The 13,897-nt window shown below is 74.3% G+C and carries 13 protein-coding genes; 9 read left to right on the plus strand and 4 right to left on the minus strand.

Annotated elements, in window-relative coordinates:
* A partial coding sequence (locus tag AB0F18_RS34990; protein ID WP_362068178.1) for a family 10 glycosylhydrolase occupies positions 1–1,184 on the plus strand: 1,184 nt, incomplete at its 5' end.
* 16 nt (positions 1,185–1,200) lie between these two features.
* Here AB0F18_RS34990 and AB0F18_RS34995 read toward each other — a convergent pair.
* Positions 1,201–1,416: a DUF1918 domain-containing protein gene (locus tag AB0F18_RS34995; protein ID WP_362068181.1), complete on the minus strand. Its 216-nt coding sequence runs from the start codon at positions 1,414–1,416 to the stop codon at positions 1,201–1,203.
* A gap of 59 nt (positions 1,417–1,475) precedes the next feature.
* Positions 1,476–2,405: a DMT family transporter gene (locus AB0F18_RS35000; protein WP_362068184.1), complete on the minus strand. Its 930-nt coding sequence runs from the start codon at positions 2,403–2,405 to the stop codon at positions 1,476–1,478.
* Between AB0F18_RS35000 and AB0F18_RS35005 the strand changes: the two genes are divergently transcribed.
* The 7 genes from AB0F18_RS35005 (at position 2,404) to AB0F18_RS35035 (ending at position 9,745) form a co-directional block, all read left to right on the plus strand.
* Positions 2,404–3,843, plus strand: a complete 1,440-nt coding sequence (locus AB0F18_RS35005; protein ID WP_362068187.1) for a PLP-dependent aminotransferase family protein — start codon at positions 2,404–2,406, stop codon at positions 3,841–3,843. The two genes, AB0F18_RS35000 and AB0F18_RS35005, sit on opposite strands and share 2 nt — an antisense overlap.
* 78 nt (positions 3,844–3,921) lie before the next feature.
* Positions 3,922–4,674 (plus strand): N-acetyltransferase, encoded by a 753-nt coding sequence (locus AB0F18_RS35010; RefSeq protein WP_362068190.1) that lies wholly within the window; start codon positions 3,922–3,924, stop codon positions 4,672–4,674.
* A 222-nt stretch (positions 4,675–4,896) separates the two neighbouring features.
* Complete coding sequence (gene argC, locus AB0F18_RS35015; RefSeq protein WP_362068193.1) at positions 4,897–5,925, plus strand: N-acetyl-gamma-glutamyl-phosphate reductase; 1,029 nt, start codon at positions 4,897–4,899, stop codon at positions 5,923–5,925.
* Positions 5,922–7,079: a bifunctional glutamate N-acetyltransferase/amino-acid acetyltransferase ArgJ gene (argJ, locus tag AB0F18_RS35020; protein WP_362068196.1), complete on the plus strand. Its 1,158-nt coding sequence runs from the start codon at positions 5,922–5,924 to the stop codon at positions 7,077–7,079. Before argC ends, argJ begins: the two co-directional genes overlap by 4 nt.
* Positions 7,076–8,011 (plus strand): acetylglutamate kinase, encoded by a 936-nt coding sequence (argB, locus tag AB0F18_RS35025; RefSeq protein ID WP_362068199.1) that lies wholly within the window; start codon positions 7,076–7,078, stop codon positions 8,009–8,011. Before argJ ends, argB begins: the two co-directional genes overlap by 4 nt.
* Positions 8,008–9,198 (plus strand): acetylornithine transaminase, encoded by a 1,191-nt coding sequence (locus AB0F18_RS35030; RefSeq protein ID WP_362068202.1) that lies wholly within the window; start codon positions 8,008–8,010, stop codon positions 9,196–9,198. The genes argB and AB0F18_RS35030 overlap by 4 nt, the downstream gene beginning before the upstream one ends.
* 7 nt (positions 9,199–9,205) lie before the next feature.
* Complete coding sequence (locus AB0F18_RS35035; protein ID WP_079425174.1) at positions 9,206–9,745, plus strand: arginine repressor; 540 nt, start codon at positions 9,206–9,208, stop codon at positions 9,743–9,745.
* A gap of 24 nt (positions 9,746–9,769) precedes the next feature.
* On the opposite strand, the gene AB0F18_RS35040 is transcribed toward AB0F18_RS35035, so the two are convergent.
* Together AB0F18_RS35040 and AB0F18_RS35045 are read right to left on the minus strand one after the other, a co-directional pair.
* Positions 9,770–10,444, minus strand: a complete 675-nt coding sequence (locus AB0F18_RS35040; protein WP_362068211.1) for a L,D-transpeptidase family protein — start codon at positions 10,442–10,444, stop codon at positions 9,770–9,772.
* Between the two features lie 160 nt (positions 10,445–10,604).
* The gene (locus AB0F18_RS35045; protein WP_362068205.1) at positions 10,605–12,110 is read right to left on the minus strand and encodes a hypothetical protein; all 1,506 of its coding nucleotides are present in this window, start codon (positions 12,108–12,110) and stop codon (positions 10,605–10,607) included.
* A gap of 299 nt (positions 12,111–12,409) precedes the next feature.
* Between AB0F18_RS35045 and argH the strand changes: the two genes are divergently transcribed.
* The gene (gene argH, locus AB0F18_RS35050; RefSeq protein ID WP_362068208.1) at positions 12,410–13,837 is read left to right on the plus strand and encodes an argininosuccinate lyase; all 1,428 of its coding nucleotides are present in this window, start codon (positions 12,410–12,412) and stop codon (positions 13,835–13,837) included.
* Positions 13,838–13,897 lie beyond the last annotated feature (60 nt).

Below are 13,897 nucleotides of genomic sequence, written 5' to 3' on the forward strand. Positions count from 1 at the left end.
GCCGGGCGCGGGCCCCGGAGCGGCGGCCGGGCGGGGGCGGGGGAGCGGGCCGGGCGCCGGCCAGGGACTTCCGGGGGATGTGGATCGCGACCGTACAGAACGTGGACTGGCCCTCAGAGTCGGGCCTGACCGCGCGGGAGCAGCGCGCGGAGCTGATCGCGCTCCTCGACACCGCCGTGAAGCGCCGGCTGAACGCGGTCGTCCTCCAGGTCCGGCCGGCCGCCGACGCCTTCTGGCCCTCGGCGCGCGAACCCTGGTCGCAGTGGCTGACCGGGGTCCAGGGCAAGGACCCGGGCTGGGACCCGCTGGGCACGGCGGTCACCGAGGCGCACGCGCGGGGGCTGGAGCTGCACGCCTGGTTCAACCCGTACCGGGTGGCCAACCACACCGACCCCTCCCGGCTGGCCTCCTCGCACCCGGTGCGCCGCAACCCCGACTGGGCGGTCCCGTACGGCGGCAAGCTCTACTACAACCCCGGGCTGCCGCAGGTGCGGGCCTTCGTGCAGGAGGCGATGCTCGACGCCGTCTCCCGCTACCCCGTCGACGGGGTGCACTGGGACGACTACTTCTACCCGTACCCGGTGGAGGGGGAGTACTTCGACGACGACGACGCCTACGCGACCTACGGGGCCTCCTTCGGCTCCCGCGCCGCCTGGCGCCGCCACAACACCGACACCCTGGTGTACGAGATGGCGCAGCGGCTGCGCCAGGTCCGCCCGGAGGCGCGGTTCGGCGTCAGCCCCTTCGCGGTGTGGCGCAACCAGGAGACCGACCCGCTCGGCTCGCCGACGCGGGCGGGCGTGCAGACGTACGACGACCTCTACGCGGACACCCGCAGGTGGGTCACCGAGGGCTGGATCGACTACATCGTGCCGCAGGCCTACTGGCACATCGGGCACCCGCAGGCCGACTACGCGGCGATCGTGCCCTGGTGGGCGCGGACGGTCGCGGGCACGGGCGTCGACCTGTACGTGGGCGAGGCGCTGTACCGCTGCGACGCGCACAGCTCCACGGCCGCCTGGCGCGATCCCGCGGAGCTGTCGAAGCACCTGACCTTCGCCCGGCGGCACGCGGAGGTCCGCGGCCACGTCTACTTCTCGGCGAAGCAGGTGACCGCGGACCCCAATGGCGCGATGGCCAGGGTCGTCGCCGACCACTACCAGGCGGTGGCGACGCCGCGCTGAAGGGGGATGGGCCGGCTCACTGCCAGGTGGTGGACTTGCCCTCGGGCTTGTCCGGGTGGCGTACGACGCAGTCGGGGCCGGGGGACATCACGGCGTCGTGCCCGTCCGGGAAGTGCACCCGGTACGGGGGCGCGCCGTTCTCGCCCAGCACCTCGACGATCTCGCCCACCCTGTCGTGTTGGCCCACGATCCTGCCGTGCTGCACCAGCTGGTCGCCCTCGGTCGCTCGCATCTGCTGACCTCCCTCGGAACCGGTCCGATCCGGTGCCAGTAGTTTAGGCCGATCCAGGGCTATTTGACCCGTTGGGTGACGGTGATGCAGACCAGGACCGCCCCGGCGGCCAGCGGTGTCGCCGGGGACAGCCGCTCGCCCAGCAGGGCCACCGACCAGACCAGGGTCAGCAGCGGCTGGGCGAGCTGGAGCTGGCTGGCGCGCGGCGCGCCGATCGCGGCCATGCCCCGGTACCAGACGTAGAGCCCGAGGAAGGTCGAGCCGACCGCCGCCCACAGCAGGCCGGCCGCTCCGTGCCAGGTCAGGTGCACCGGCTCGGCCGCCAGTCCGAGCGCGGAGCCGGCCAGGGAGAGCGGCAGGCACAGCACCAGGGCCCAGCCGATCACCTGCCAGCCCGGCATCAGCCGGGCCAGCCGCCCGCCCTCGGTGTACCCGGCCGCGCACACCAGGAGAGCCCCGAACAGGTAGGCGTCCCCGGCCGAGGGGGCCCCGCCGCTCTGCGCCAGGGTGAAGACGAGGACCACCAGCGCCCCGGCGACGGCCGCAGCCCAGAAGGCCCGCGGGGGCCGGGTCCCGGTGCGCAGGGCCGACAGGGCGGCGGTGGTCAGCGGGAGCAGGCCCACCACGACGGCGGCGTGCGAGGTGGTGGAGGTCCGCAGGGCCAGCGTGGTCAGCAGCGGGAAGCCCACGACCACCCCGCCGGCGACGACGGCCAGTCCCGCCCAGTGCTCGCGGGCCGGCAGCGGCACCCGCCCGGCGAGCAGGAACCCGCCCGCGATGACGGCGGCCAGGACGCTGCGCAGGGCCACGAGCGACCAGGGGCCGAAGCTCTCCAGGCCCCAGGCGGTGGCGGGGAAGGTCAGCGAGAAGGCGACCACCCCGAGCAGGGCGAGGGCGGTACCGCCGCGGCCCCCCGCTTGGACCGCGCTGCGGCCCTCCACCTGGACCGCTATCGGCATCGGGCGAGTAGCGCTATTCTGTGCTGTCATGTACGAGCGTAGCAGTGTGGCGGAACTGGCGGAATCCCTGCGATCTGAGCTCGACCGCTACCCGGCGGGTGGAAAGCTCCCGTCGAGCCGGGCCCTGGTCGAGCGCTTCCGCGTCAGCCCCGTCACCGTCTCCCGCGCCCTCGCGCAGCTCGCGGCCGAGGGACTCGTCGTCACCCGGCCCGGCGCCGGCGTGTACCGCGCCCACCCCCGTACGACCGACCCCGCGCCCGGGGACACCTCCTGGCAGGAGGTCGCCCTGAGCGCCGAAGGGGCCGGGGAGGTGGTCCCGCGCTCCGTGGACGCCTCCGGGCTGCTGTCCACGCTGGCCGTGCCGCCGCCGGGGGTCATCGAGCTCAACACCGGCTACCTGCACCCCTCGCTCCAGCCCGAGCGGGCCATGGCCGCCGCCCTGGCCCGGGCCGGACGCCGGCCCGGGGCCTGGGGGCGGCCGCCGATGGAGGGGCTGCCCGAGCTGCGCGACTGGTTCGCCCGGGAGATCGGCGGCACGGTGGGCGCGCCCGGCGCCGCCGACGTGATGATCACCGCGGGCGGGCAGAGCGCCCTGACCACCGCCCTGCGGGCGCTGGCCCCGCCGGGCGCGCCGGTCCTGGTGGAATCGCCCACCTACCCCGGCCTGCTGGCCATCGCTCGCGCCTCGGGCTGCCGGCCGGTGCCCGTCCCGGTGGACGCCGACGGGGTCCGGCCGGAGCTGCTGGCCGCCGCCTTCGAAGCCACGGGCGCGCGGGTCTTCGTATGCCAGCCGCTGTTCCAGAACCCGACCGGGGCGGTGCTGTCCGCCGAGCGGCGGCCCGAGGTGCTGCGCATCGCGCGGGCCGCCGGGGCCTTCGTCGTGGAGGACGACTACGCCCGCAACCTCGCCCACGAGGACGCCGGGCCGCTGCCCGCGACCCTGGCCGCCGAGGACGTGGACGGGATCGTCGTGCACGTGCGCTCCCTGACCAAGGCCACCTCGCCCAGCCTGCGGGTCGGCGCCCTCGCCGCCCGGGGCCCGGTGCTGGACCGGCTGCGCGCCATCCAGGTGGTCGACAGCTTCTTCGTGCCCCGCCCGCTCCAGGAGGCCGCCCTCGAACTCGTCGGCGCGCCCGCCTGGCCGCGCCACCTGCGGGCCGTCGCCGCCGAGCTGCGCCACCGGCGCGACGTGCTCGCCGGGGCCCTGCGGCGCGAGCTGCCCGGGGCGGAGGTGCCGCACCTGCCGCGCGGGGGCTACCAGCTGTGGGTGCGCCCGGCGGGCGGCGGGAGCGACGCGGAGTTCGCGGCGGCGGCCCTGCGCGCCGGGGTCGCGGTGGCGCCCGGCCGCCCCTACTTCTGCGCCGAGCCGCCGGCCGCGTACGTCCGGATGAGCTTCGCCGGGGTGTCGGGGCCGGGGGAGCTGGTGGAGGCCGTCCAGCGGCTGCGCGCCGGGCTGCGCCTGCCCTGACCCGCGGGTGTGTGACCTGCGCCCCGGCCCGCGTAAACCCCGTTGAGGCGCGTGCACCGCGCGCCTAGCCTGCGGCCCATGACCGAGATCGAGATCACCTCCCTCGCCCGCCGCCCCGAACTGGCCTCCCGGCTGTGGGACATGGAGGACTCCTGGCCGCAGTTCTCCCAGCACGACTCGGTGGCCTGGCTGCTCTACCCGCGCCTGGCCGCCGAGTTCCCGGAGTACGTGTTCATCGCCACCGACGGGGACGAGGTCGTGGCCCGGGCCTTCAGCGTGCCCTTCGCCCTGCACTCCGCCGACCGGGGCGGGGTGCTGCCCGCCCAGGGCTGGGACCGGGTCCTGATGTGGGCCTTCTCCGACCAGCGGCGCGGGATCCGGCCCGACACCGTCAGCGCCCTGGAGATCTCCGTCGCCGCCGGCCGGCAGGGGCAGGGCCTCTCGGGGCGGATGCTGGCCGCGATGCGCGCGGGCGCCCGGGCCGCCGGCTTCACGGAGGTCGTCGCCCCGGTCCGGCCGAACGGCAAGCCCGCCGAGCCCGCGACGCCGATGGCCGAGTACGCGTACCGCACCCGCGAGGACGGCCTCCCCTGCGACCCGTGGCTGCGGGTCCACGTCCGGGCGGGGGCCGTCATCGACTCCGTGGCCCCGCTGTCGATGACCGTCACCGGCTCCCTCGCCCAGTGGCGGGAGTGGACCGGGCTGCCCTTCGACGAGGCCGGCCCGGTCCAGGTGCCGGGCGCGCTGAGCCTCGTCCACTGCGAGCCGGAGCACGACTACGCGGTCTACGTGGAGCCCAACGTCTGGGTCCGGCACCCGCTCACGGACTGAACACGGCGTTTGATTGGCGGTGCCGGGAAAAGGGCGCGGTCAATCCGGGGCCCCCGTTAGGTTGCCGCCATGATCGAGATTCCTCACGCCTGTGATTTCGGTGACGGCCACCCCCTTGAACAGGTCGAATACGAGCGGGACCGTTGAGGTGTCGGACCCCGGGAACCCTTTGCATAACCCTGCAAAGGTACGTATAGTCATGCCATCGAAGAGGAGGGTCCGATGGTGGTACGTGTAGCAGTGGCCGGAGCGAGCGGATACGCGGGCGGTGAGGTCCTGCGCCTGCTGCTCTCCCACCCCGAGGTGGAGATCGGCGCGCTGACCGGACACTCCAACGCCGGACAGCTCCTCGGCAGCCTGCAGCCGCACCTCGTGCCGCTCGCCGGCCGGACCCTGGAGCCGACCACGGCCGAGGTCCTCGCCGGCCACGACGTCGTGTTCCTCGCGCTGCCGCACGGGCAGTCCGCCGCCGTCGCGGCCGAGCTCGGCGACGACGTGCTCGTCGTCGACATGGGCGCCGACCACCGGCTCAAGGACTCCGCCGACTGGGACGCGTTCTACGGCGCCCCGCACGCCGGGACCTGGCCCTACGGCCTCCCCGAGCTCCCCGGCGCCCGCGCCGCCCTGGCCGGCACCAAGCGCATCGCCGTACCCGGCTGCTTCCCCACCGCCGTCTCGCTCGCGCTCTACCCCGCCTACCAGGCGCGGCTCGCCGAGCCCGAGGCCGTGGTCGTCGCCGCCACCGGCACCTCCGGCGCCGGCAAGGCCCTCAAGCCGCACCTGCTCGGCTCCGAGGTCATGGGCACCGCCACCCCCTACGGCGTCGGCGGCGTCCACCGGCACACCCCCGAGATGGTGCAGAACCTCTCCCCCCTCGCCGGGGAGCGGGTCTCCGTCTCCTTCACCCCCAACCTCGTGCCGATGCCGCGCGGCATCCTCGCCACCTGCTCGGCCAAGGCCCGCCCCGGCACCACCGCGGAATCGCTGCGCGCCGCCTACGAGAAGGCGTACGCGGACGAGACCTTCGTCCAGCTGCTCCCCGAGGGCGTCTGGCCCACCACGAAGTCGGTGTACGGATCCAACTCCGTCCACCTCCAGGTCGCCCACGACGCGTCCGCCGGGCGGATCATCGCCATCAGCGCGATCGACAACCTGACCAAGGGCACCGCCGGCGGCGCGGTGCAGAGCATGAACATCGCCCTCGGGCTCCCCGAGGCAACGGGACTTTCCACGATCGGAGTCGCACCGTGAGCGTCACGGCAGCACAGGGATTCACGGCGGCGGGGATCGCCGCCGGGATCAAGGCGAACGGCAACCCCGACCTGGCCCTCGTGGTCAACAACGGGCCGCGACTGGCCGCCGCCGGCGTCTTCACCTCCAACCGGGTCAAGGCCGCGCCGGTCCGCTGGTCCGAGCAGGTCCTGCGCGGCGGCACGGTCAGCGCCGTCGTCCTCAACTCCGGCGGCGCCAACGCCTGCACCGGCCCCAAGGGCTTCCAGGACACCCACGCCACCGCCGAGAAGGTCGCCGCCGTCCTGGGCGGCGAGCACAACGCCGGCGAGATCGCCGTCGCCTCCACCGGCCTGATCGGCGTCCTGCTCCCCATGGACAAGCTGCTGCCCGGCGTCGAGACGGCCGCGGCGGCCCTGTCCGCCGACGGCGGCGAGGCCGCGGCCATCGCCATCAAGACCACCGACACCGTGCACAAGACGGCCACCGCCGGCCAGGACGGCTGGACCGTCGGCGGCATGGCCAAGGGCGCGGGCATGCTCGCCCCGGGCCTGGCCACCATGCTCGTCGTCCTCACCACCGACGCCGACCTGGACAGCGCCACCCTCGACAAGGCGCTGCGCGACGCCACCCGCACCACCTTCGACCGGGTCGACTCCGACGGCTGCATGTCCACCAACGACACCGTGCTGCTGCTCGCCTCCGGCGCCTCCGGGCAGGTCCCGGCGTACGAGGACTTCGCCGCTGCCGTCCGGGCCGTCTGCGACGACCTGGCCCGCCAGCTCATCGGCGACGCCGAGGGCGCCAGCAAGGACATCCGCATCGAGGTCATCGGCGCGGGCAGCGAGGAGGACGCGGTCGAGGTCGGCCGGTCCATCGCCCGCAACAACCTGCTCAAGTGCGCCATCCACGGCGAGGACCCCAACTGGGGCCGGGTGCTCTCCGCCATCGGCACCACCAAGGCCGCCTTCGACCCGGACCGGCTCAACGTCGCCATCAACGGCGTCTGGGTCTGCAAGAACGGCTCGGTCGGCGAGGACCGCGACCTGGTCTCCATGAAGGAGCGCGAGGTGCGCATCACCGCGGACCTGTCGACCGGCACCGAGTCCGCGGTCATCTGGGCCAACGACCTGACCGCCGAGTACGTCCACGAGAACAGCGCGTACTCGTCATGAGCGCCGCGAGGAAGCACACCGCGCTGCCCAAGGCACAGATCCTCATCGAGGCCCTGCCCTGGCTCACCCGCCACAACGGCAAGATCGTCGTCATCAAGTTCGGCGGCAACGCCATGATCGACGAGGACCTGAAGGCGGCCTTCGCCCAGGACGTGGTCTTCCTGCGCCAGGCCGGCCTCAAGCCGGTCGTGGTGCACGGCGGCGGCCCGCAGATCAAGGCCCAGCTCGCCAAGGAAGGCCTGGTCAGCGAGTTCAAGGCGGGTCTGCGCGTCACCACGCCCGAGGCGATGGACATCGTCCGGATGGTGCTGGCCGGCCAGGTCCAGCGCGAGCTGGTCGGGCTGCTCAACCAGCACGGCCCGCTCGCCGTCGGCATGACCGGCGAGGACGCCCACACCATCACCGCCACCCAGCACAAGCCGGAGATCGAGGGCGAGCTCGTCGACATCGGCCGGGTCGGGGAGATCACCTCCATCGACACCGGCGCGATCGAGGCCCTCCTCGCCGACGGCCGGATCCCGGTCATCTCCTCCATCGCGCGCAGCGCCGACGACGGCCACGTCTACAACGTCAACGCCGACACCGCGGCGGCCGCCCTGGCCGCCGCGCTCGGCGCCGAGACGCTGATGGTCCTCACCGACGTCGAGGGCCTCTACGCGGACTGGCCCAACAGCGACGAGGTCATCAGCCGGCTCACCGTGAGCGAGCTGGAGAAGCTGCTGCCCGAGCTGTCCAGCGGCATGGTGCCCAAGATGGAGGGCTGCCTGCACGCCGTACGGGGCGGGGTCCCCACGGCCCGCGTCCTCGACGGGCGCGTCCAGCACTCGATCCTGCTGGAGATCTTCACCGACCAGGGCATCGGCACGATGGTCCTGCCCGATCCACAGCCCGAAACGCAGCAGCCGAGCACAGCGCAAGGGGGAGCACAGTGACGCACAACGAGGCATACGCGGCCCGCTGGCAGGGCGCCCTGACCGACAACTACGGCACCCCGGCCGTGGCCCTCGTACGCGGCGAGGGCGCGCAGGTCTGGGACGCGGACGGCAAGCAGTACACCGACTACGTCGGCGGCATCGCGGTCAACGCCCTCGGCCACGCCCACCCGGCGATCGTCGAGGCCGTCACCACGCAGATCCAGACCCTCGGACACGTCTCCAACCTCTTCTCCTCCGAGCCGGTCATCGCCCTCGGCGAGCGGCTGCTCCAGCTGTTCGGCCGCGAGGGGCGGGTCTTCTTCTGCAACTCCGGCACAGAGGCGGTCGAGGCCGTCTTCAAGATCGGTCGGCTCACCGGGCGCACCCACATGGTCGCCACCGACGGCGGCTTCCACGGCCGCACCATGGGCGCCCTGGCGCTGACCGGCCAGCCGGCGAAGCAGACCCCCTTCCTGCCGCTGCCCGGCGACGTCACCCACGTCCCCTACGGCGACGTCGAGGCCCTGCGGGCCGCCGTCACCGAGGAGACGGCCCTCGTCCTCATCGAGCCGGTCCAGGGCGAGAACGGCGTGGTCGTCCCGCCCGCCGGCTACCTGACGGCCGCCCGCGAGATCACCCGGGCCACCGGCACCCTGCTCGCCCTCGACGAGGTCCAGACCGGCATCGGCCGCTGCGGGACCTGGTTCGAGTACCAGCAGCACGAGGGCGTCGAACCCGACCTCGTCACCCTCGCCAAGGGCCTCGGCGGCGGCCTGCCCATCGGCGCCGTGGCCGCCTTCGGCCCCACCGCCGGGCTGCTCCGGCCGGGCCAGCACGGCACCACCTTCGGCGGCAACCCGGTGGCCTGCGCCGCCGGCCTCGCCGTGATCGACACCATCGCCACCGAAGGACTGCTCGACCAGGTCAAGGCGCGCGGCGAGCGGCTGCGCTCCGGAATCGAGGCCTCCGGTCACGGGCTGGTCTCCCACGTCCGCGGCTCGGGCCTACTCCTGGGTATCGTGCTGACGGAGCCCCTCGCGCCGAAGGTGCAGCTGGCGGCTCAGCAGGCCGGATTCCTGGTCAACGCGCCCGCCCCCGACGTCGTACGGCTGATGCCCCCGTTCGTCATCACCGAGGCCGAGGTCGACGCGTTCGTCCGGGCACTTCCCGGCATCCTCGACGAAGCGGGACGATCCGGAGAATGAGACGACGATGAGCCAGGCGCAGGAACACGAGCAGAACGGCGGCCCCTCCGTTCCGCAGACCCGCACCGCCCGCCACCGCCGGATCGTGGACATCCTCAACCGGCAGCCGGTCCGCTCGCAGAGCCAGCTGGCCAAACTGCTCGCCGACGACGGGCTGAGCGTCACCCAGGCGACGCTCTCCCGCGACCTCGACGAGCTGGGCGCGGTGAAGATCCGCAACACCGGCGGCGAGCTGATCTACGCGGTCCCCAGCGAGGGCGGCTTCCGCACCCCGCAGGCCCCGCTCGGAGAGTCGGCCAAGGAGGAGCGCATGCGGCGCCTCTCCGGCGAGCTGCTGATCTCGGCCGAGGCCTCCGCGAACCTCGTGGTCCTGCGGACCCCGCCGGGCGCGGCGCAGTTCCTCGCCTCGGCCATCGACCAGGCCGAACTGCACGCGGTCCTCGGCACCATCGCCGGCGACGACACCCTGATGCTCATCAGCCGCGACCCCTCCGGCGGCCAGGCCCTGGCCGACCACATGCTGCGCCTGGCGCAGAAGGAGGGCTAGGCGCGGGCCTGATCCGGACACCCCCTAGTAGCGGGTGACGGCCAGCGGGCCGTCCTCCGTGCCGATGGCGATGTGCGGGGCGCGGCGCGGGTTCGCCCAGCGGAGCAGCTCGCGCATCGCGTCCCGCGGTACGGAGACGCAGCCGGCCGTCGCGCCCTTGCCGTCGACGTGCAGGAAGATGCCCGCGCCCCGGCCGTGTACGGGCCGCTCGTAGTTGAAGCCGATGACCAGGGCGTGCGCGTACTGGGTCCCGTACGCCGCCAGGTGCTCGGCCTCGCCCGGCGCGCAGTCGGCGGGCAGCGGCTCCGTCCAGCGGTTGTAGCTTCCGGAGGCGTTGTCCTGGCACCACCAGGAACGGTCCGTCACCCGCCGGTACGCGTACTCCGTCCCGGCGGGCGCGTGCGCGATGCCGAAGGCGTACGGCAGGTCGTACAGGCCGGTCGGGGTGGTGTTCGTGCCCTGGGTGCGGGCCGTCCCCTCGGTGAGGCCGTTGGCGCCGAACCGGGCGGGCGCGTGGCCGGCCTCGAACCAGTAGCCCGCGCGCCGGTCCCACCAGGTCAGCAGACCCGTGGTGGACCCGGGCGCGGGGGCGACGGCGGTGATCAGCTGGCTGCCGCCGCCGGTGTCGGCGAGGCGGGCGGGCAGCGGGTCGGGCCCGTGCGGCCACAGGCCGGCGAGGACCAGCGAGCCGGCGATCAGAGCGTTGCGCAGCACACGCCAGACGGTACGGGCCGACCGGGGCGGGAACGGCGCAGCCAGGCCGTCGTCACCCGATCCGACGAGCCCGCCCGTCGGTCGGCGGACCGGGCCCGGCGCCGCCGCCCCGTACCGGCGTGGCCGGCCGGGCCGAACCGCGCCGTCAGGCCGGAGGGTTCCGTCCGGCGAGGCCCAAGGGGGAGTGGCACAGCCGCAGGTCGTGCGCGCCCAGCTGCTCGGCCGCCCGCGCCAGCAGCTCGCCCAGCTCCGCGCGGGCCTCCGCGCCCTCGTTCAGGGTGGCGAGCCAGTTCCAGCCGGCCACCCGCTCCTGGGCCCATCGGCGCGTCCCCGGGTCCGGGTCCGTCAGCAGGGCCACCGACGCCCGCAGTTCGGGGCTTCCGCCCCGGCCTCGCAGCAGTCGGAAGGCGGCCCGGCGGGTGTGCGGGCGCCGCTTCGGACCGGTACGGGCGGCCAGCGCGTCGGCGTCCAGCCGCCAGGCCACCGGGAGCAGGTGCAGCGCGGCCTCGCGGGCCACCGAAGGGGACGAGTCGTCCAGCAGCGGCAGCAGCACCCCGTCCTCCAGGACGGCGCCCGTCCGGCGCAGCCCGGCCAGGGAGGCGGCCCGCACCGGTCCGGCGGGGTGGGCCAGCAGGCCGCGCAGCAGCGCCCGGTCGGCCGGCTCCGCCACCTCGCAGTAGCCCGTCACCGCGTACCGGCTCACCCGCTCGGGGTCCGTGAGCAGGGCGCGGTAGTGCGCGTGCGGGTCGCCGCCGTCCTGGCGCAGCAGCCAGCGCGCGCAGGCCCGTACGGACCCCGCCGGGTCGGTGAGGTACCGGTCGGCCTCCGCCACCCGCCCGGCCCGGCGCAGGGCGGTGACCCCGGCGGCCCGCACCGCGGGGAGACGGGAGCCGAGCAGGGCGTCCACCGCCCCGTCGTCCGGACCGTCGGCGGCCAGCGCTGCCAGGGCGGCATCGGTCCACATCCGGGCCGTCGCCGGATCGTGCTCGACGGCGGCCCGCCGGGCCATGTCCCGCACGCCGTACCGGCCGACGGCGAGGGCCACCCGGGCGGCGAAGCGCCGGGTCGGCCGGTCGGCGCTCCCGCACAGCCGGTCCAGCATGCCCCCGCGCTGCTCGCCGGTCAGCGAGTTCCAGCTCCAGGTCGTCGCGGGCTGGCCGGGGCGCCACCACGCGGCGAGGAGCGAGTACCGGCCGCTCAGGGCGGCCTCCAGCTGCTCCCGCGCCCAGCCGCCGTGCTCGCGGCCCCCCAGCCGCAGGACGAGCGGGGTGAGTGCGGTCAGCGCGTACGCCAGGTCGTCGGCCACCGGCAGACCCAGGACCCGGCGGGCACGGTCCCGGGTCCGGGCGGGGTAGTTGGCCAGCAGCCGCCCCAGCACCCTGCGGGCGCGTTCCCGCACCTGCGGCACCCGGTCGGCGCACCGGATCAGGACGAGCTGGAGCGGAGGGTTGCGCCACGCGGCGAGCGCCGAGGCGCGGATCCGCCCGTCGGGGTGGCACAGCCGCGCCTCCAGCCGCTCCACGGGCCCCGCGCCGCGCAGGCGCAGGAGACGCCGCACCTCCTCGTCGAAGGCGATCCAGGCCTCCGGACCGTTCCCGATGAGCCGGTCGGTCACCCCGTCGGTGCCCCCGCCCAGCATCGCCCGGGCCACGCCCCGCCCCCTGGCCGCGTGTTCAGCCGCGCTCCACACCATGCCCTCCCCGGATGTCCGTGCCTGATGGTAGGCGGCGGCAGGCGGCCCCGCCCTCCATATACGGGCTGGTCAGCGGCGCAGAGCCCGATCCGATTGACGAAACATACGGAGCAATGCATAGTTATGCTTATTCTTGCCGTGGACGGCCGCGCGTCGCGACCTCGCCTGAATCGTTTGACGCTGTACCCGGACGGCCTCCCCGCAACCTCCGCGGCGGGGAGGCCCGTCCACATCCACCCTCGTGAGGAGCAGTAGCTGTGAGCAGCAACAACGGTGACGTCCGGCTCTGGGGCGGCCGGTTCGCCGACGGCCCTTCGGAGGCCCTCGCGAAGCTGTCCGCGTCGGTCCACTTCGACTGGCGCCTGGCGCCCTACGACATCGCCGGCTCGCGCGCCCACGCCCGCGTGCTCGCCAAGGCGGGCCTGCTCACGGCCGAGGAGCTCGACCGCATGGTCGCGGGCCTCGACCGGCTGGAAGCCGACGTGGCCGACGGCTCCTTCACCGGCACCATCGCCGACGAGGACGTCCACACCGCCCTGGAGCGCGGCCTGCTGGAGCGGCTCGGCCCCGACCTCGGCGGCAAGCTGCGGGCCGGGCGCTCGCGCAACGACCAGGTGGCCACCCTCTTCCGGATGTACCTGCGCGACCACGCGCGGATCATCGGCGGCCTGATCGCCGACCTCCAGGACGCCCTGGTCGGCCTGGCCGAGGCGCACCCGGACGTGGCGATGCCCGGCCGGACCCACCTCCAGCACGCGCAGCCCGTCCTCTTCGCCCATCACGTCCTGGCCCACGTGCAGTCCCTGTCCCGGGACGCCGAGCGGCTGCGGCAGTGGGACACCCGTACGGCCGTCTCCCCCTACGGCTCGGGCGCCCTCGCCGGCTCCTCGCTCGGCCTGGACCCGGAGGCGGTCGCCGCCGACCTGGGCTTCGAGCGCGGCTCGGTGGGCAACTCGATCGACGGCACGGCCTCGCGCGACTTCGTCGCCGAGTTCGCCTTCATCACCGCGATGATCGGGATCAACCTGTCCCGGATCGCCGAGGAGATCATCCTGTGGAACACGAAGGAGTTCTCCTTCGTCACCCTCCACGACGCCTTCTCCACCGGCTCCTCGATCATGCCGCAGAAGAAGAACCCGGACATCGCGGAGCTGGCGCGCGGCAAGTCGGGCCGCCTCATCGGCAACCTGACCGGCCTGCTCGCCACCCTCAAGGCCCTCCCGCTGGCCTACAACCGGGACCTCCAGGAGGACAAGGAGCCCGTCTTCGACTCCTGCGACACCCTGGAGGTGCTGCTGCCAGCCTTCACCGGGATGATGGCCACCCTCACGGTCAACCGGGAGCGGATGGAGGAGCTGGCCCCGGCGGGCTTCTCCCTCGCCACCGACATCGCGGAGTGGCTGGTCAAGCAGGGCGTGCCCTTCCGGGTGGCGCACGAGGTGGCCGGCGAGTGCGTCAAGGTCTGTGAGGCGGAGGGCATCGAGCTCGACGAGCTCACCGACGCCCAGTTCGCGAAGATCTCGGAGCACCTGACCCCCGAGGTCCGCGGCGTCCTCAACGTGCCCGGAGCCCTGGCCTCCCGCAACGGCCGCGGCGGCACCGCCCCGTCCGCGGTCGCCGTCCAGCTCACGGAGCTGAAGGCCGACCTGGTCATCCAGCACGCCTGGGCGATCCACAAGCAGTAGCCGAAGCGCCCGGAGGGGCGGGTCGGGGGCCCCCGGGGGCCGACCGCCCCCCCCGCCGGG

The sequence above is a fragment of the Streptomyces sp. NPDC029216 genome (assembly GCF_040648015.1).
In the GTDB taxonomy this organism is placed as follows: domain Bacteria; phylum Actinomycetota; class Actinomycetes; order Streptomycetales; family Streptomycetaceae; genus Streptomyces.

Excerpts from the sequence above, each read along its gene's own strand:
- AB0F18_RS34995 (WP_362068181.1), bottom strand. The coding sequence starts at position 1,416 with ATGCGAGCGACCGAGGGCGACCAGCTGGTGCAGCACGGCAGGATCGTG.
- AB0F18_RS35005 (WP_362068187.1), top strand. The coding sequence starts at position 2,404 with ATGTACGAGCGTAGCAGTGTGGCGGAACTGGCGGAATCCCTGCGATCT.
- AB0F18_RS35000 (WP_362068184.1), bottom strand. The coding sequence starts at position 2,405 with ATGACAGCACAGAATAGCGCTACTCGCCCGATGCCGATAGCGGTCCAG.
- AB0F18_RS35010 (WP_362068190.1), top strand. The coding sequence starts at position 3,922 with ATGACCGAGATCGAGATCACCTCCCTCGCCCGCCGCCCCGAACTGGCC.
- argC (WP_362068193.1), top strand. The coding sequence starts at position 4,897 with ATGGTGGTACGTGTAGCAGTGGCCGGAGCGAGCGGATACGCGGGCGGT.
- argB (WP_362068199.1), top strand. The coding sequence starts at position 7,076 with ATGAGCGCCGCGAGGAAGCACACCGCGCTGCCCAAGGCACAGATCCTC.
- AB0F18_RS35035 (WP_079425174.1), top strand. The coding sequence starts at position 9,206 with ATGAGCCAGGCGCAGGAACACGAGCAGAACGGCGGCCCCTCCGTTCCG.